The 17,830-nt window shown below is 61.7% G+C and carries 14 protein-coding genes and 1 pseudogene; 9 read left to right on the forward strand and 6 right to left on the reverse strand.

Features of this window, described 5'->3' with window-relative positions; translation table 11 throughout:
* The first annotated feature begins 546 nt into the window (after window positions 1-546).
* Window positions 547-909: a GNAT family N-acetyltransferase gene (locus CAP13_RS02800; protein ID WP_179184904.1), complete on the forward strand. Its 363-nt coding sequence runs from the start codon at window positions 547-549 to the stop codon at window positions 907-909.
* On the opposite strand, the gene CAP13_RS02805 is transcribed toward CAP13_RS02800, so the two are convergent.
* From CAP13_RS02805 to CAP13_RS02815, 3 genes are all read right to left on the reverse strand, one after another.
* A complete protein-coding gene (locus tag CAP13_RS02805; protein ID WP_245798871.1) occupies window positions 884-1,732 on the reverse strand; it encodes a YaaA family protein in 849 nt (282 codons plus the stop codon). The genes CAP13_RS02800 and CAP13_RS02805 overlap by 26 nt on opposite strands.
* 2 nt (window positions 1,733-1,734) lie before the next feature.
* A complete protein-coding gene (locus CAP13_RS02810; RefSeq protein ID WP_179184905.1) occupies window positions 1,735-2,247 on the reverse strand; it encodes a pyridoxamine 5'-phosphate oxidase family protein in 513 nt (170 codons plus the stop codon).
* A gap of 93 nt (window positions 2,248-2,340) precedes the next feature.
* Entirely contained in the window at window positions 2,341-3,732 is a 1,392-nt protein-coding gene (locus CAP13_RS02815; RefSeq protein ID WP_085830128.1) for an aminopeptidase, read from the reverse strand.
* A gap of 165 nt (window positions 3,733-3,897) precedes the next feature.
* On the opposite strand from CAP13_RS02815, the gene polA reads away from it, so the two are divergent.
* On the forward strand, window positions 3,898-6,669 hold the full coding sequence (gene polA / locus CAP13_RS02820; RefSeq protein ID WP_085830129.1) for a DNA polymerase I: 2,772 nt from the start codon (window positions 3,898-3,900) through the stop codon (window positions 6,667-6,669).
* Between the two features lie 828 nt (window positions 6,670-7,497).
* Here the strand turns inward: polA and CAP13_RS02825 are convergent.
* Together CAP13_RS02825 and CAP13_RS02830 are read right to left on the reverse strand one after the other, a co-directional pair.
* Window positions 7,498-9,714 carry a KUP/HAK/KT family potassium transporter gene (locus tag CAP13_RS02825; RefSeq protein WP_085830723.1) on the reverse strand — a complete coding sequence of 739 codons (2,217 nt, stop codon included), beginning with the start codon at window positions 9,712-9,714 and terminating at the stop codon, window positions 7,498-7,500.
* 393 nt (window positions 9,715-10,107) lie between these two features.
* Window positions 10,108-10,950 (reverse strand): Cof-type HAD-IIB family hydrolase, encoded by an 843-nt coding sequence (locus CAP13_RS02830; protein ID WP_085830130.1) that lies wholly within the window; start codon window positions 10,948-10,950, stop codon window positions 10,108-10,110.
* A gap of 382 nt (window positions 10,951-11,332) precedes the next feature.
* Here CAP13_RS02830 and CAP13_RS02835 point away from each other — a divergent pair, with 382 nt between their 5' ends.
* The 4 genes and pseudogenes from CAP13_RS02835 to CAP13_RS02845 all read left to right on the forward strand — a co-directional run bounded on the left by CAP13_RS02835 (window position 11,333) and on the right by CAP13_RS02845 (window position 14,500).
* The gene (locus tag CAP13_RS02835) at window positions 11,333-12,271 is read left to right on the forward strand and encodes a sugar phosphate isomerase/epimerase family protein (RefSeq protein ID WP_085830131.1); all 939 of its coding nucleotides are present in this window, start codon (window positions 11,333-11,335) and stop codon (window positions 12,269-12,271) included.
* A gap of 66 nt (window positions 12,272-12,337) precedes the next feature.
* Window positions 12,338-12,394, forward strand: a pseudogene (locus CAP13_RS10390) (PTS transporter subunit EIIB); the annotation flags it as partial.
* Window positions 12,395-12,544: 150 nt separating this feature from the next.
* Entirely contained in the window at window positions 12,545-13,648 is a 1,104-nt protein-coding gene (locus CAP13_RS02840; protein WP_342743207.1) for a PTS sugar transporter subunit IIC, read from the forward strand.
* A 114-nt stretch (window positions 13,649-13,762) separates the two neighbouring features.
* Window positions 13,763-14,500: a DeoR/GlpR family DNA-binding transcription regulator gene (locus tag CAP13_RS02845; protein ID WP_085830132.1), complete on the forward strand. Its 738-nt coding sequence runs from the start codon at window positions 13,763-13,765 to the stop codon at window positions 14,498-14,500.
* A 29-nt stretch (window positions 14,501-14,529) separates the two neighbouring features.
* Here the strand turns inward: CAP13_RS02845 and CAP13_RS02850 are convergent, their stop codons facing one another.
* Entirely contained in the window at window positions 14,530-15,549 is a 1,020-nt protein-coding gene (locus tag CAP13_RS02850) for a LacI family DNA-binding transcriptional regulator (RefSeq protein WP_179184906.1), read from the reverse strand.
* A 249-nt stretch (window positions 15,550-15,798) separates the two neighbouring features.
* Between CAP13_RS02850 and CAP13_RS02855 the strand changes: the two genes are divergently transcribed.
* Genes CAP13_RS02855 through CAP13_RS02865 form a run of 3 tightly spaced genes read left to right on the forward strand, consistent with a single transcriptional unit; the run spans window position 15,799 to window position 17,819 of the window.
* Entirely contained in the window at window positions 15,799-16,098 is a 300-nt protein-coding gene (locus tag CAP13_RS02855; RefSeq protein WP_085830134.1) for a PTS sugar transporter subunit IIB, read from the forward strand.
* Window positions 16,091-16,411, forward strand: coding sequence for a PTS sugar transporter subunit IIA (locus CAP13_RS02860; RefSeq protein WP_085830135.1), 321 nt, complete (start codon window positions 16,091-16,093; stop codon window positions 16,409-16,411). Before CAP13_RS02855 ends, CAP13_RS02860 begins: the two co-directional genes overlap by 8 nt.
* A 55-nt stretch (window positions 16,412-16,466) precedes the next feature.
* Window positions 16,467-17,819 (forward strand): PTS sugar transporter subunit IIC, encoded by a 1,353-nt coding sequence (locus tag CAP13_RS02865; protein ID WP_085830136.1) that lies wholly within the window; start codon window positions 16,467-16,469, stop codon window positions 17,817-17,819.
* The last annotated feature ends 11 nt before the right edge of the window (window positions 17,820-17,830 follow it).

The following is a 17,830-nucleotide window of genomic DNA, read 5'->3' on the forward strand; positions in this document are numbered from 1 at the left end:
TGCCGGCTCCAGCGCCCCGGTGCGCGGGCAGACGGCAGACACCTCACATGGTCCGTCGAAGTGATGGCCAAAAAAGCTTCGAGGCTGCATTTCAGGCGCGAATGGCAGTGAGCTTCCATGGCATGTGAAGCCGAAAGGCTCTCCGCGGCAAAGAAATGCATAGGAGAAGTTGGTCAATTTAAGCTCGCAGACGATGCGCCGACCCGATAGATCACATCCTCAGAGCACTTTTTGGCCAGTCGGTTTGGTTTTTGTGGCACTGTCGGCTCGCACGTCCTATCATGGTGAATTGATCGGATGCCATACCCTCTTTTCTGCATAACGCCACCGAGCGGGAGGAGTGCACCATGAAGATCGCAACCAGTCGACTGCTGCTTCGTTCTTGGCATGAGTCCGACGCCCCGGAGCTTTTTGCGCTCGCCTGCGACCCGGCGATCGGCCCCGCTGCCGGCTGGCCGCCCCATGAAAGCGTTGAGATGAGTCGCCAGGCCATCCGCACCGTGCTCGCCGGCCCCGAATCAATTCGCCATCGAGCTCGGATGCCCGGTGGGCGAGATCCCCGCGGGTACCCTGGTGGGAGCCATCGGTCTCAAAGGTCCAGATGTGAGCAGGTTCATCGTGAGTGATTATGAGCGGGAGGCCGGGTATTGGATCGGGAAACCGTACTGGGGCCTCGGTCTCGCCTCGGAGGCGCTCTCCGCGCTCATCGAATCGGGTCCCACCAAGTTGGGCGTCACCAAGATCTGGGCCACCCATGCAACCGATAACGAGCGCTCGCACCGGGTCATGGTGCGCTGCGGTCTCACGCCGATCCGTGTCGATAAGGCGGTCGAGTTCCCGCTCATCGGGGTTGTCCGCGACGAGGCAGTGCTCGCAATCGACCTCAGGTCAGCTCAGTCGCGCGCATGAACACCAGGGTGCTGAAGGCGCCGCCCCCGCGGTAGTGCGAGAGGGCGGGATCGAAGCGATACCCCACGTCGAAGGCCGTAAGGTCGGCGGCACGCTCAAGACGCCGCTCGGCCATCCAGCGCACCATGGATCCACGCGCCATCTTGCTCGCGGTGGCGCGCTGCACGGGTCTGCCGTTGCGGATGAACTCCCCGAACAGGCAGGTCACCGCGGGGATGCCTGAGGGAAGGTGCGGCAGGACGGCCCGCGCGTACTCGGCGCTGGCGAGGTTGATGACCTCGTGGGTCGTGCCATCTCCGTCGGGTGCGCAGACCGCGTCGGCGATACTCCCACCCCAATACCCGTACAGGTTTCGCCTCCCGTCTACGGCGAGCGGCGCGCACATCTCCAGGCGATAGGGAAGCACGGCGTCAAAGGGGCGCACGCATCCGTAGAACCCCGAGAGGATGCGCAGATGGCTTTGGAGCCACGCGAGGGAGCTCTCGTCGAGCACGGCAGGCGCCATGCTCTGGTACTGCAGCCCCACATACGAGAAGAGGGCAGGGGAGATGCGACGGGAGAAGGCGGGGTCCGCGAGCTCGTCCGCTGAGGCGGGTATCCCGGTCTCCTTGAGGAGGTGCAGGATGTCGAGGCAGGGCTTCAGGAGCCGGTCGCTCACCTGCCAGAGCCGCTGCAATTCATTGTCGGTAAGCTTGGAGAGGGCGGTGAGCAGACGCGCGCTGCGTTCGGGAAAGGCCGGGATGTCCCGCACCGCGAAGCCGTCGACCCCGTCGAGCATCTTCTTGGCAGGGGAGATGATGACCCTGAGGCCTCCTGCTCCCACCGTCAGCGGGCCTTCCGCTGCTTGCCGGTTAGCTCGACCACGTCAATGCGCCAAACCCCCACACGCTCAAGCGCCTGCTCCGTGAAGGTGACCGGTGCGCCGGGTGCGGCGTGCTCCATGATACGTGCGAGCCCGTGCTCCTTCTCTGCGGGGTCAGTCACCTCGTGCGCGATCCCCAACCCCATGACGCTGCGGAACGCCAGGGAATAGGAGCAGGCGTACGCGCCCGCGATGACCCCGTCATCGATGTCCATCTCGACGGCGATGCGCGCCCCGGCGACACTGCTGGCGCGAAGGGCGTCGGCCTTGCGCCCCTCGCCCGCCGAGTGCAGCCAGAACGCGGGCGCAGGTCGCCCCTCGGCGTCAACCCGCCAGTCGATACCGAAGTTCACCGGTACGATGTAGACGCCGTCATCGTCCAGGAGGCCGAGGCGGAGGACCTGGCAGGCCTCGACAACGGACTTCAACTCCTCAGAATCGGTGATCTCACGTTTTGCCAAACGCATGGCCCGCATGGGAACCTCCCTGCGCGCCCGGTGCCGTGCCGGGCGCGGATCGCGATATCTGGTCGACCGGGGCGGTGGGCACCGCCTGCCGCTGGGATGAGCCTAGGCCCGTGCAAGGAAGGCGCGATAGCCGCGGTACGCCTCGTAGATGTCGGCCTTGTCGGCGACCTCCCACAGCGAGTGCATGGAGAGGACGGGCACACCGGAGTCGATGACATCCATGCCGTACTCCGCGAGGATGTAGGCGATGGTCCCGCCGCCGCCCGCGTTCACGCGCCCGAGCTCGCAGGTCTGGAACGCGACGCCCGCCTCGTCCATGATGTCGCGTACGAGGGCCATGTACTCGGCGTTCGCGTCGTTGGAACCCGATTTACCGCGGGCACCCGTGTACTTGTTGAAGCACAGGCCGTGTCCCAGGTAGGCGCTGTTCTTCTTCTCGAAGCGGTCGGCGTAGAGCGGGTCGAACCCAGCGGAGACGTCGCTTGAGAGCATGCGCGAGGCCGCCAGGGCGCGGCGCAGGCGGAGCTGCCCGCCCTCGCCGGCGAGCTCCATGATCTCGGCGACGGTGTTCTCGAAGAAGCGGCTCGTCATGCCCGTGGCGCCTACGGATCCAATCTCCTCCTTGTCCACCAGCAGGCAGACGGAGGTGCGCTCGGCCGTATCGGCGTCGAGGATGGCCTTCAGCGAGGGGAACGAGCAGACGCGGTCATCGTGCCCGTAGCCGAGGATCATCGAGCGGTCGAGACCCATGTCGCGGGCCGGGCCGGCGGGGACGACCTCGATCTCGGCGGAGAGGAAGTCCTCCTCCTCGACGCCGTAGCGCTCGGAGAGCAGGTTGAGGAAGAGCTGCTTGACCGGGCTCTTCTGCTCCTCGTCTCCTTCGATCACGAGCGGCCGTCCGCCGACGATGACATCGAGATTCTCGTGCTCGACCGCCTCGCCCGCCGGCTTCTTCATCTGATCGGACGCCAGGTGGATCAGGAGGTCGGAGACGCAGAAGACCGGATCGTCCGCGTTCTCGCCGAGCGCGACCGAGACCGTGGTGCCGTCCTTCTTGCAGATCACGCCATGCAGGGCGAGCGGGGTCGCGACCCAGTGGTACGCCTTGACGCCGCCGTAGTAGTGCGTGTCCAGATACGCGATGCCGGCCTCCTCGTAGAGGGGGTTCTGCTTGAGATCGAGGCGCGGGCTGTCGATATGCGCTCCGAGGATGTTCATGCCCTGCTCGATCGGGGCGTTGCCGATGTGCGCGAGCATGATGGTCTTGCCGTGCGAGACCGCGTAGACCTTGTCACCGGCTGCGAGCGGGCGGCCCTCCTCGATGCAGGAGGCGAGGTCGACGTAGCCCGCGGCGCGGGCGAGGGTCACCGCGGCGCTCGCACACTCGCGCTCCGTCTTGTTCTCGCTGATGAAGGTACGGTACTCGGCAGCGAGGGACTCAACTTCCTCGAGCTGGGATTCGGTCAGGTTCTTCCAGGCGTTCGGGCGCTCCATGGCGTGCCTCCTCATTGATCATGCGTTACCTGCAGGTCATGGTAGCACGGGGTAGGGCATGTGGCAGACCTAGAGGTTTCGGGCACCCGGTATATGACGCACCCTCTGTCCGCGCGGTGTCATAGACTGGTGTGAGAGCGAACCGTCTCACAAAGCGAGGTACCCATGGCCAGCACCCCTGACACCCGCCGCACCGTCGCCGTCATCGACGGCAACTCACTCATGCACCGCGCCTTCCACGCCGTGCCCCCCACCATGACGGCTCCGGATGGCCGATCCACGAACGCCGTCTTCGGCTTTCTGAACATGTTCCTGAAGATGGTGGACAGCTTCCACCCGGATGCCGTGGTCTGCGCGTTCGACAAAGGGAAGCCACAGGTCCGTATGGACATGCTGCCCCAATACAAAGCCCAGCGCCCACCCATGGATGCCGACCTGCACGAGCAGTTCCCCATGATCAAGGACCTCCTGCGCAGCCTCTCAGTACCCATCCTCGAGGCCCAGGGGTGGGAGGGGGACGACATCCTCGGTACCCTCGCCCGCCTCGGTGAGGAGGCCGACCTCAACGTTCTGCTCATCACCGGCGATCGCGACATGTACCAGCTCTCCACCGATCGGGTGAAGATCGTGGGGACCAAGAAGGGCCTGTCGGATGTCCAGGTCATGACCCCCGAGACGGTCCAGGACCTCTATGGCGGCATCACGCCCGAGCTCGTGCCCGACTTCTACGGCCTGAAGGGGGATTCCTCGGACAACATTCCCGGCGTCCCCGGTATCGGACCCAAGAAGGCCGCGGCCCTGATCATGCAGTACGGGAACTTGGATGAGGTCATCGCTCATGCTGACGAGGTCAAGGGCAAGATGGGCGAGAACCTGCGCGCCCATATCGACGATGCGCTGCTCTCGCGCAAGGTGGCGACCATCCTCACCAACGCCCCGGTGGATATCGACCTCGCGGCGGTGAGTTTTCCGGCCTTCAACGCCGATGACGTCACCCGCTCGCTGGGGGAGCTCGGCATCAACGCCATGCAGAACCGCTTCCTCGCCCTGCTCTCGGGTGAGTCGGTCGCCGCATCCACCGCTGCCCCGGCGCTCGTCATCCCCGAGCGGCTCATCCTCGCGTATGAGGCGTCTTGGGAGGCTGTGGAAGAGGCGGTGGCCGAGGTCTCCCGCGCCCTTGACGCTGGGGCTTGGGTCGGTGCCGTCCTGGTGGACAAGGCCGACCCCGCAGCGCTCTTCGGGCCCGCACGCCAGCTCTGGGTCGCTACGGATGAGGCGCTGATCTGCTTCGAGGGGGCCGTCGAGGGCGCTGCGGCGCCCCGGGAGATCGCAGGCATCGACCTCTCGATCGGACTGGTCGAAGGTGTGCTCGCGTCCCTGTTCGCCTCAGGCCGGATCGCCTCGCCGGACACCAAGATCCTCATCCATGCGCTTGCGCCGTATGACTCGGCCACCCCCGCCCACCTCGATCCCCTCGATCTGGACCCCGAGCGGCTCTTCGACACCGTGATCGCAGCCTACCTGCTTGACTCCGCTCGATCGGATTTCGGGGACGCCTACGTTGCCGACACCTACCTGGGCTCCCCGCTCCCGGTTGCGAAGGGGGAGGAGGGTGCCGCCGCGGACGCGCTCCCGGCCCCCGCGATCTCGGCCTTCGTGGCCCGTGCCGCACGCGAGCCCCTCGATCGCGCCCTCGCCGAGGGCGGTTCTGAGCGCGTATTCCGCGAGATCGAGATGCCGCTCGTTCCTGTGCTCGCCCAGATGGAGCGCACGGGCATGTACGTCGATCCGGTCAAGCTGGGGGATCTCGCGCGGGTCCTCGGCGAGCAGATCGACGCCCTCGCCGTCCGGATCCGCGAGCTCGCCGGCGACCCCACCTTCAACATCTCCAGCCCCATGCAGCTCTCGCATATCCTCTTCGATCAGATGGGCCTGCCCACCCGCGGCCTCAAGAAGACGCAGCGCGGATACTACTCCACCAACGCCAAGGTGCTCGAGGAGCTCGCGCATGAGCACGAGTTCGTTCGCCTGATCCTCGAGTATCGCGAGAAGACCAAGATCAAGTCCACCTACCTGGACACCCTGGGGCCGCTCCGCGCGGGTGACGGTCGGGTGCACACGACCTACAACCAGACCATCGCCGCCACGGGCCGTCTCTCAAGCTCGAACCCCAACCTGCAGAACATTCCCACTCGCTCGGAGCTCGGGCATACGGTCAAGACAGCGTTCTCGGCGGGGGAGGGCTCGGTCTTCGTCGCGGTCGACTACAGCCAGATCGAGCTGCGCCTGCTTGCGCACCTCTCGGGCGATGAACATCTCGTGGCTGCCTTCAAGGAGGGCGAGGACTTCCACGCCGAGACGGCGGCCCGCGTCTTCGGCGTCCCGGTCAGCGAGGTGACGCCTGAGCTCAGAAGCCGCGCCAAGGCGGTGAACTTCGGCATCGTATACGGTCAGCAGGCTTACGGCCTCTCCCAGTCGCTCGACATCCCCCAGGCTGAGGCGCGCGAGATGATCGACCGGTACTTCGAGGCGTATCCCGGTGTGCGCACCTACCTGGACGGCACGGTCGCGTCCGCGAAGGCGACGGGTTATGCGGAGACGATGTTCGGCCGGCGCCGGCCCATTCCCGAGCTCAAGCAGCGCAACGTCAACCTGCGCCACTTCGGCGAGCGCACGGCCATGAACCACCCCATGCAGGGGTCTGCGGCGGACATCATCAAGCTCGCGATGATCCAGGTCGCCCGCCGCCTGCGCGAGGAGGGCTTCTCGGCCCGTATGATCCTGCAGGTGCACGACGAGCTCGATTTCGAGTGCCCGATTCCCGAGGTCGACCGGCTCTCGGCGATGGTGCGCGAGGTCATGGAGCAGGTCGTCGAGCTCAAGGTGCCCCTGATAGCCGAGGCCTCCTGCGGTGCCACCTGGGCTGAGGCTAAGTAAGGGCGCGGTACTCAGGTCCGGGCGCACCGGGCACCGGGCGCCGGGGCGCGGCTGGATTCGGGTGCGCCGGGGCTCGGCCGAGGCACAGTTGCCTGCGCGACCGCATGCACGGGATGGGTGTAAAACGTCATCTGAAGGCGGTTTAGCAGGAGATTTGCCTGGAAGTGCGGTTGAAAGTACGTTCTCGAGGCCATGTGAACCGGCGGCCGGTGGACTGGATGCCGGGTCGTGATCCCGCGCATGATCGCGTGCGCGGGATGAGAGCAAAACGTCATCTGAAGGCGGTTCCGCAGGAGATTTGCCTGAGTGCGCAGTCGAGAGTACGTTTTCGAGGTCTCTTTTGCAGGACGTCCCCTGAATGCGCGGCTTGCGGGATTGTTTTACCGAATGCTCTCTGGACGCACGAGCAGCTGCACGCGCCCCTCTGATCACATGGGTTTCTGGAGGGCTGCACTCAAGTCGTCCCCTGGATGCATGGTTTTTAGGGGGTTGTTTTCAAGATGTCCGCTGGATGCACGGTCATCCAGGGGAGATCCTGCACAATGCCTTGTTCTGTTTTGCAAACACGCAGGTCAGGACAGGGCGCCACCGGCTGTTTTCCGTTGCCCCCTACTGAAAACCGTGCATCCAGGGGACAACTTGAAACTCAGGTTCGAAAACCGCGCATCCAGAGGGCATCTTGCAGTCCGAGGTCGAAAACCATGCATCCGGGGGGCACCCCGCTCGACCGAAGAACAAAACGCGGGGTATGGCGGCCCTTGCCATACCCCGCGTCCCGTTGAACACGCTCAATGAAACCTTGGAGTCTGAACCCTTGGAGTTCCGGGGTCACTTTCCCTCTTCGGCGCTCGGCAGACCCTCGGAGAAGAGGTCCTCGCCGCTCTCCTCTTCCTCCTCCGTCTCATCCTCGAGATCGACCTCGTCGGCGGCGACCTCGGCAGCCTCAGGCGCGACGGCCGCAACCGGCATGACCCCGGTGTTGCCCACGGGTCCGAGCATGGGCGCCGCGCAGATGCGCTCCAAGTGCGCCGCCGCGCGCCGCCGCACGAAGAGCGGCACGTACTCGATGAGGGTCGAGGAGTTCTCCAGGCCGAACCACTGAGACGGCGAGCCGCAGGCGCGGCGGATCGCGTACTTGGCCGTCATGACGTAATGGTCGATATGCAGGAGATCCGACTCGGGCGTCAGGGCCTTCCGCAGCATGCAGAAGCGGAAGTCGCCCACACGCGAGGGCTCGTGGTACACCGAGTACTCATGCTCCTGGGGCGGCAGCTCCCCTGAGGTCATCAGGTCGCCCACCACCTGCCGGAGGTAGGTGTTCACGCGCTGGTTCTCCTTGAAGCCCAGCTTGAGCGTCACATGGAAGACGAAGTCCGTGCCCACCGAGTTGACGTAGTACAGCCGCGTGTGGGGCTCATCGGTCACGAGCACGTTCACGAACCAGTAGGCTCGCGCCCGCTTGGGGTACTTGTCGAGGATCGAGTAGAGCACGTCGCGGTCGACGCAGCCCTTTGAGGAGCGATTGAGCAGGAAGACGAGGTTGTCGGCGCAGAGCGGGTAGTTCTCGTCGTTGCGCAGGCGCGCGAGCTGCCCGACGTAGTCCTTGATGGGCAGCATGACGGTCTGGGTGCGCTCGATCGCGGTGCCGCGGCGCCAGATGAGCATCACCGCGAGGAGCGCGGTCGCCATCAGCAGGGTCACGTAGCCGCCGTGCATGAACTTGGTCAGGCTCGAGAGGAAAAAGCCGATCTCGATCAGGCCAAAGAAAAGCAGGAAGATGACGGCGCGGATGCGGCGGCCGAGCTGATGGGAGAGGTAGAAGCAGAGCAGGATGCTCGTCATCAGCATCGTGAGCGTGATCGCGAGCCCGTAGGCCGCCTCCATATGCGAGGAGGTCTGGAACAGCAGGACGACGCCCACGCAGCCGATCCACATAGCCTTGTTGATCAGCGGGATGTAGAGCTGGCCCTTGGTGTCGCTCGGGTAGTTGATCTTGAGGTGCGGCATGAGGTTCAGACGCGCCGCCTCGGACACGATCGTGAACGAGCCGGTGATGAGGGCCTGCGAGGCGATGATCGCGGCAATGGTGGAGAGGATCACGGCGAAGGGACGAAGGCCCTCGGGGAGCATCTCGAAGAAGGGGTTGAGGTCGGAGATCCTCTGGAGCTCGATATTGCTCGAGTTGGCGAGGAGCCAGGCACCCTGGCCGAGGTAGTTGAGGATCAGGCAGGCCTTCACGAAGGGCCAGGAGGCGTAGATGTTCGCCTTGCCCACGTGCCCCATGTCGGAATAGAGGGCCTCGGCGCCGGTGGTGGCGAGGAAGACCGAGCCCAGGATCATCGGGCCGGCGTGGTTGGTGGGGGAGGCGAGGAACATGATCCCGTACATGGGGTTGAGCGCGCGGAGCACCCCGAGGTCGCCCATGAGCATGTTGTAGACGCCGGCCGCGCCGAGGAAGGTGAACCAGACCGTCATGACCGGGCCGAAGGCGCGCCCGATGTTCGAGGTGCCGGCCCGCTGCGCCAGGAAGAGGACGCAGATGATGACGATGGTGATGAAGACGACCTTGCCCTGGTCGGCGCCGATGAGGGTCTGTCCGAGCTCGATGGTGCGCAGGCCCTCGATGGCCGTGGTCACGGTCACGGCGGGGGTGAGGATGCCGTCGGCCAGAAGCGTGGCGCCGCCCACCATCGCGGGCAGGATCAGCCATTTGCTGTAGCGGCGCACGAGGCTGTAGAGGGCGAAGATGCCGCCTTCGCCGCCGTTGTCGGCACGCATGGCGATGAGGACGTACTTGACCGTGGTGACCAGGGTGAGGGTCCAGATGACCAGCGAGAGGGCGCCGAGCACCATGTTCTCGTTGACCGTGGCGAGGCCGCCGTTACCCGACACGATGGCCTTCATGACGTACATGGGGCTCGTGCCGATGTCGCCGTAGACGACGCCGAGCGTCACCAGCACCATGCCGACGGAGAGCGGGATGGCGCTGTGCGGGGCCTTCCGCCTGATACCGGTGGAATCTGGGGCGACGCCGCGCTCGATCATGTCTTTCATACGCTCCTCACAGTCTCAGAACGCAGGTGCGCCACACCAACTGAGCCGGCGGGTGTGGCGCGAGGTGCTCAACATTATAGCGTGGGCATTCTAGGCAAGCTCAGGGTCTGCGTCTAGTGGGGAAGCTGATTTCCCCGGCACGCCTCTGCGTGCGCGCATGCGGGGCTGCGCCCCGGGAGGCTAGAGGTGGTGGAGGCATCCGAAAAAGGGCCTTTTACCTGCGTCTAACTGCGCATGCGCTGGCGTGTGCCCCTTTGCCCGCGTGTTGACGCGATCGGATCGTGCGGTCTGCCGTCACGATCCGTTCACAGTCGGCTCACTTGTCAGGGAACCGTCAGGGATATCTGCTCGCGCGTCAGCGCCCGGTTGCGGTGGGCGCGTGCCCTAGCGCGACGACGCGACAGCGGCGAGCACGGCGTCGATCACCTGGGCGACGCCACGGTCGTTGTTGCTCGGTACCAGGTGCGTCCCGTGCGCGTGCATGTGCTCCTCGGCGTTGGCCACCACATAACCGTGCCCGGCGGCTTCGAGCATCTGGATATCGTTGTAGGTGTCCCCGATCGCGATCGCATCCGCAGGGTTGATGCCCAGATGCGCACAGAGCCCGCGCAGGCCCGAGCCCTTGTTCACGCCCTTGTTCATGAAGTCGATCCACTGCTTCCCAGCGTTCGTTACGCTGAAACGATCGCTCCACGTGGGCCCATAGGCCTCGGCGAAGACTTCTTCAGAGTTGTTGTCGGGGAAGTAGACGGTGTACTTATTCACATCAGCGCTGACCGCGGTCAAATCATCCACATAGATCCGGCTTGTGTAGAAGATCTTGAAGTATGGTTCAAAGCGCTCGTCCTTACGGCTGAGATAGCAGGTGTCGATGCCGCAGACGCAGGAGCACCCCCGCCCGTCCCTCGCTGTGAAGCCCACAAGCTCGCGGTAGGCGTCGACGTCGATGAGGCTCTTATCGATGAGCACATCCTTGTCGAAGATGGCTCCGCCGTTGTCGGCAATGAGTCCCATCAGATGATGTACCTCTGGAAACATATCGCAAAGCGTATAGCTTGGACGTCCGCTGGCGGCGCAGAAGGTTATGCCGGCAGCGTCGAGCGCTCGGATACGCTCGGCCATATGGGGAGGCATCGAGCCGTCGTCGGCGAGCAGGGTGAGATCCATGTCGCATGCGATGAGCTTGACCGAGGCAAGATCGGTATCGGTTTCGAAGCTTGGGAGCATCAAATGCATCCTTTCCATTGCGCAGTGCCCGTGTGCGGGCATAGTGTAGAGGATGAGCTTAAACGAGTGCGTTCTGGGATTTCCAGAGCGCAAGCTTTGCAAACCCATTCAGATGTCGCTGGTCTCGCTTGCTGGTTCTCAAGCTGTTTCAAGCGGAGACCTCAAAGAAAAACAAGCGATATTTCGGTCACTTTCCATTTTCTGTTCGTTAACTGTGCACTTTTATAGTCTTACTCTCCATAACTTGGTTCAAAAATTTCAAAATATATAAAAATATTTGGAAAAAAATGATATGTTGTGACCACCAAGGAGCAGGACGGTCGCGAACGGACTCCCTTGCAAACACGGTTTTGACGGCAGTACTGGGAGGGCGCTTGCACACATGAAAATCGCAACACGCATCAATTCGTTTTTCAGGGAAGGGGACCGAGATCTCAAGCGGGTGCTTGCCCGTTTCAGCGAAATCGGGCTCACCCACGTCGACCTCAACTACCCTGAGCATGTATCGGGCATTGATGCCGAGGCAATGAAAGGGTTGTTGAACGGTTATGGCCTGACCCTAAACGGAGTCGCCCTGCGTTTCCGTGAGAAGTTCATCAACGGGGAGCTCGGCAACGCCGATACCGAGGTGGCTCGTTCTGCACTCAAGCTCTGCCACGAGGCATGTGATTATTGTCGCATCGCCGGCGGTGACACCGTTACGATATGGCTTGGGTTCGATGGTTTCGACTATAGTTTCCAGATCGACTACGACCGTGTGTTCAGGCAGCTGGTCCACCAATTCCAAGATATCTGTGACTACGCTCCTGATCTGCACATCTCGATCGAATATAAGCCTTTCCAAGAGCGCTCCTATGCGTTTATTGACAGTATGGGACTGGTGTCCTGGATCGTGTCGTCGGTCGATCGCAAAAATTTGGGCGTGACACTCGACTACTGCCACATGCTCATGAAACACGAGAACCCGGCAATGGCCGCCGATCTTTTCGGCGCGCGTGGGAAGCTTTTCGGAATCCATCTGAACGATGGATACGGAACTATGGATGACGGCCTCATGGTCGGAATGTCTACACCGGTCAAAACGCTCGAGCTGCTGTATTACCTGAAGAAGCACGGTTTCGACCACACACTGTACTTCGACACGTTCCCCGTGATCGAGGATGCCTCGGATGAATGCAGGCAGAACATCGAGACCCTGCGCCTTCTTCTCAAAGCGCTTGATTCAGTTGGAGAGAAAAAGATACAGCAGGTGATCGACAGCAACGATGCGATTCAATCGGCGGTTTTGGTGCGCGAGCTGTTTTGCGCGATGGGAAGGTGAGTGCGGTGAAACGTGATTGGGAAAAGATGGCGGAGGACGTTTTAGCGGCGGTAGGGGGGGGAGGAGAACATTGCCGGTATGACGCATTGCGCAACCCGCTTGCGCCTGAACCTGCATGATGAATCTGCGGTTGACGATGGCGCTGTGAAAGCGGTCGATGGCGTCATAAACACTGTTAGCAAGGCCGGACAGTATCAGATTCTCATCGGGACCGAGGTTCCGAAGCTCTACGAGCGCTTTGAATCCCTCGTGGGAGGGAAGGGCCGCAACGAGGTGGCAAAGGATAACGGCGGCGGTGCGGTCGCCCGCGTCTTCAGCGCTGTCTCAGGCATCTTCGCCCCGCTTCTTCCGGCGATGGCGGGATCTGGTATTTTGCGCGGTCTGCTCATCCTCGCTGTACAGCTCGGCCTGGTCGGAGAGGGATCGGGTACCTATGTGATCTGGGACACGTTGTCCATGAGCGTGTTCTACTTCCTGCCGGTCTTGCTCGCCTTCTCTGCGGGAAAGCGTTTCGGGGCGAGCCCATACCTTTCGGCGCTCATCGGTGCATGCCTTCTGTATCCGGACTTCATTCAGTTGATGGGCGATATCGGTAACGGTGCGGTGAGCGAGTTCCTCGGCATACCGGTCATTTTGATGGGTTACAACTCGACTGTCGTTCCGGCGATCCTCGCCATCTGGGTGTACTCCTTCCTGTACAAGTTCCTTGACGATCGGATTCCCGAGACGCTGAAGCTCGTCCTTTTGCCTGCGATTTCGCTGTTCGTGATGGTCCCCCTCACCATCATGGTCATTGGTCCTGCAGGAGTTTACGTCGGCGAGGGCATCGCATTCGTGGTGAATTGGCTGATCGAGCGGAGCGCGATTCTCGCCGGCGTCCTCGTCGGCGGCGGTTGGTCGGTCCTCGTCTCCATGGGGATCCACTGGGCGGTCAACCCCATCATGATCAACAACATTGCGCAGAACGGGTTCGACTACATCTGCCCATTTACTTTTGCCTGCAATTTTGCGGTGATCGGTGTCGCGCTCGGCGTCTTCCTCAAGGCGAAGAATCGCCAATATAAGAGCTTTGCGATGAGCGGTGTCGTCACCATTGCGCTCTCGGCGATCATCGAGCCCACCTTGTTCGGCATGCTTGTGAATAACAAGAAGCTGTTTGCTGCTCAGATTATCGCCGGTGCAGCTGGCGGTGCGTTCCTCGGCCTGACGAAGGTCGTTGCGACGTCGTTCGTGTTCGGGTCCGTCACCACCTTCCCCGCGTTCGTGAGCGCGGATGCCGCGAACTTTGGGTTTGCGATGATCGGCCTTGCGATCTCACTGGTCGTGGGCGCCGTGCTCGGGTTCATCTTCACGGGCCGCGAGGATAAGCTCGCGTAGAGCAGGCTGATGCATGGAGCCGGTTGACCGGGGTGAGCGCTCTGATCGGGTGCTCGCCCCGGTCTTGTCATACACTGTTTTCGAATAGCGGGGTGAGATGAGCTGGAGGGCCACATGATTCCCTACGAGCGGCGTAAATTCGTGCTACAGCACTTGAGCAAGGCGGAGTTTCTCCATATTGACGAGCTGCAGGAGCTGCTGCCCGACGTGTCCGTCTCAACGTTGCGCCGAGATCTGAAGGAGCTGGAGCGCGACGGCAAGATAGAGATGCTCTCGGGTGGGGGAGTCAAGCTCAATGCGGTCTCACACGAGCGTGGCGTTCAGGTGACCAGCGCGATGCACGCTGCCGAGAAGGAAGCCATCGCAGTGAGGGCTGCCCGGGAGGTGGAAGATGGGGACACCGTTTACATCGATTCAGGCTCGAGCTGCACCATGCTCCTCGCCCACCTGCTTGATCGAGATGTGACCATCTACACGGGAAATGGATCCGCGTGCTTGGTGAGCAGCGATGTTCGCGCGCATATCGTGATGATCGGTGGAGATTTCAACCCGCTCACGTCGTCTATGACGGGCCCCATCGCTGAGACGATCCTTGGCGAGATTTACTTCGATAAGGCGTTTCTCGGCGTGAATGCGGTGAGCTCCGAGCGTGGGATAACCAACCCAAGATATGATGAGGTCGCAAAGAAGCGCATCGTGAAGCAAAATTCCAGTGAAGTGTACGTGCTCTGCGATAGCAGCAAATTCCATCAGGTTTCAAACGTAAAGGTGTTCGATCTCAAAGGCCTTACCATCATCTCCGAGAAGGACGACGAGCGTTTGCGCAAATATGCGAGGATCCTAACTCCGTAGTTGAGCTCGCACATGGTCGTTCATGCGGGTCATCGGTCGGCTTTGCCCAGGGTGGTTTCACGCTCGATGACACGATAAGGCACAACAATGCGTCGAGAGTCCGGTTCCCTTCCGGCTACTAAATCAAGCATGGCTACTGCGCCCAGCCGCGCCATCTCGTCTGTGTCGCGTTCGACGGTTGAGATGCGTGGCGCGGACAGCTGCGAGTACACCGAGTTGTCCAAGCCGATGACGAGCACATCCTTCCCCGGGATGAGGCCGCGTTCCTGTAGGGCCTCCACTGCGCCCAATGCTTGGCGGTCTCCCGTTGCCACGATTCCATCGAATTCGATCCCGCGATCGAGGGCGCCGAGGACAAGCTCCCTTGATTCCACGCGGCTCTTCTTGAGATGCGGGCCGATGATTTCCAGATCTGGATCAAATTCCAGGCCGTGCGCCTCAAGCCCCGCTCGATACCCTTCATATATTGGGTGCTCAGGCCTGAAGGCTCGAAGAGCGTCGAGCAGGAGCAACATGATTCGGTTGCATCCATGGCGGGCAAGCGTGTCGACTTGATCATGGGTTGCTTTCTCCAGATCGGTGCCGATGCTCACGCTGTTTTCAGATGTAGAACTGCTTGTGAAGTCGATGAACACATGCGGCAGCGTGGAGTTCGAAGCAATGTCTTTGGGGCCAGATCCGCCCACAATGAAGATGCCGTCGCAGTTGTGCCTCCTCAGTTCGCGAATGTACTCCTCGAGCTGTCTTGAGTCATAGAGCGTGTTGCATATGAACGAGGTGTATCCACTCAGCCGCATGAGGCGTTCTATCTCCAACACAATGGACGAGAAGTACTCGTTGCTCACGTCGGTGGTGATGATGCCGACCGTATGCGAGATGCCACTGTGCAATCCGCGTGCCGCAAGGTTGGTGACATAACCGTGTTCAGCAGCCGCATCGAGCACCAGCTTGCGCGTTTTTTCGGAGAACCTTCCTCGTCCGTTGAGGACATTTGAGACTGTGGTGGCGCTCACCCCGGTCAGTTTCGCAAGGTCGTAGATTGAGATCATGGGGAGGGGCTCCTTGGTGACGAAGTTTCCCCTCATGATAGCCAAAGCGTCGTAACGGAAGTTTCCACAGTTGATTTATCGATAAACCATTTACCGAAGATTTCCTACCGCTCAACTGAAGTGAGAAAACGTTTGCTCAAATTCTCCAAGAGAAATGAGTATGGTTGCTTTATCGATAAATCATGCGGCAGAGAGAAAGGCTGCCGCAAGTGAATGACCACACATGGCCGAATAAAGAAGGGGTGCACTATGAGAAAGATCGTTTTGATTTGCGCTGCGGGCATGTCCACCAGTCTTCTGGTGACGAAGATGCGCAACGCGGCGGCAGAGGAGGGCTATGAGTGCGAGATCGACGCCTATCCCATGGCTGAGGCTGCAACAGCTGTGGAGGGCGCCGATATCGTGCTGCTAGGGCCCCAGGTCCGCTTCAACCTGGAGAAGGTCCGATCCCTGGCGTCCTGCCCCGTTGAGCCCATCGAGATGAGCGCCTATGGCCGCATGGACGGAGAGGCCATCCTCGAGTTCGTCCAGGAGGTGCTCGATGACTAGCTTCGAGGAACTCACTTCCACGAGTTTCGAGATCATCGCAGCTGTGGGCGCTGCGCGCAGCTGCTACATCGAGGCCATTCATCAGGCGAAAAACGGAGACTTCGAAGCGGCGGGCGCATCCATCGCCCAGGGCAGAGAGTTGTACGCCACCGGACACCATGCCCATCTCGGCCTCATCCAGCAGGAGGCATCAGGTGATCCAACGCCCATGTGCCTCATGTTGACGCATGCCGAGGATCAGCTCATGAGCGCCGAAGGTTTCGGCATCTTGGCTGAGGAGTTCGTGGATATGTACAAGGCCGTGCGCGGCTGATTTCACCTGACGTCCGACAAAGCACTTGTTTCCCCAACGTAAAGGAGGGACCGACATGGAAGAGCAGACCAAGAAATCTCCCATGGAGGCGTTCACCGACCTCATGATGAAATTCTCCGGCCCGGTCGCGAAATTCGCCGAGCTCCCAGCGATTCAGGCCGTCCAAAACGGCCTCATCGCCGTCATGCCCCTGATCATCATCGGCTCGCTGTTCCTGATCATCGCGCTCCTCGGCACCGATGCCATTGGCGGTGTCGTGCTGCTGCCCTTCATATCGCCTTTCACTGAGAAGCTTCTGGTCATGAACAGCCTGACGATGAGTTTCCTGTCCGCTTACTGTGCCGTGGCGATCCCGATGTCCTACGCCGAGAAGCTCGGCGAGAACCAGAAGACCTGCGGCGTGCTCGGTCTGGCGATCTTCTTCGTCTTCACCTTGAACGGCGTGGTGGACGGGCAGATCTCAGTGACCGCGTTCTCCGCGACGGGCTTGTTCGCCGTGATCATCTCATCGCTTCTGGGCGTGCGGTTGTACAAGCTCGTGACTGATCGCAACATCACCATCAAGATGCCCGAGTCTGTGCCGCCGGCGATTGGCAATGCGTTCACCTCCCTCATCCCGTTCGCCGTCGTCCTCACGGTGTGCTGGTTCATCCGCACGCTGCTTGATTTTGATCTGGTCGCCTTCCTCACCACGGCCCTCACGCCCTTGGTGTCTGCAGCGGATAATATGGGCGTCTATGTGCTCGATCGCACCGTCTCCGCCCTGCTGTGGAGTGTGGGCCTGCACGGCGACAACATGTGGACCACCCCGATCTTCCAGCCGTTCACGCTCATGTGGACGGAGGAGAACGCGGCTGCCATGGCCGCCGGCCAGGCTCTGCCGCACATCTGGACCAACTCCGGTATCGACCGCATCTCCACGTGGCCTGCGCTGGTTTGGCCTCTGATCTTCCTTATGGTGACCTCAAAGGTCAAATACCTCCGCACCCTCGGTTGGGCCTGTCTGCCCGCCGCCGTGTTCACCATCGTCGAGCCGGTCATCTTCGGCCTTCCCGTGGCGCTGAATCCGTTCCTGATCATCCCGTTCATCATCATCGCCCTGGTCTCCGCCGTATTCTCGTATGGGTTCTTCGCCCTGGGGCTCTGTGCGAAGTTCTTCGTCACGATGCCTTGGGCGACGCCGCCGTTCATCCTGGGCCCGCTGGGCACCGGTGATTTCCGCGCGCTCATCGTGACCGCCGGCTGCTTCATCATCGGCCTGCTCATCTACATCCCCTTCTGGCGCATGTTCGAGAAGCATTTGCTTGAGGAAGAGGAGAAGAAGGCCGCGAAGAAGGCGGCTCGCAAAGCGGCTCGGGAGGCGGCAAAGCTTCAGGGGGACGCCGCATCCGGCATCGAGGCCAAATAGAGCGTTCGCTC

The organism is Collinsella vaginalis (genome assembly GCF_900176655.1).
Lineage (GTDB): Bacteria > Actinomycetota > Coriobacteriia > Coriobacteriales > Coriobacteriaceae > Collinsella > Collinsella vaginalis.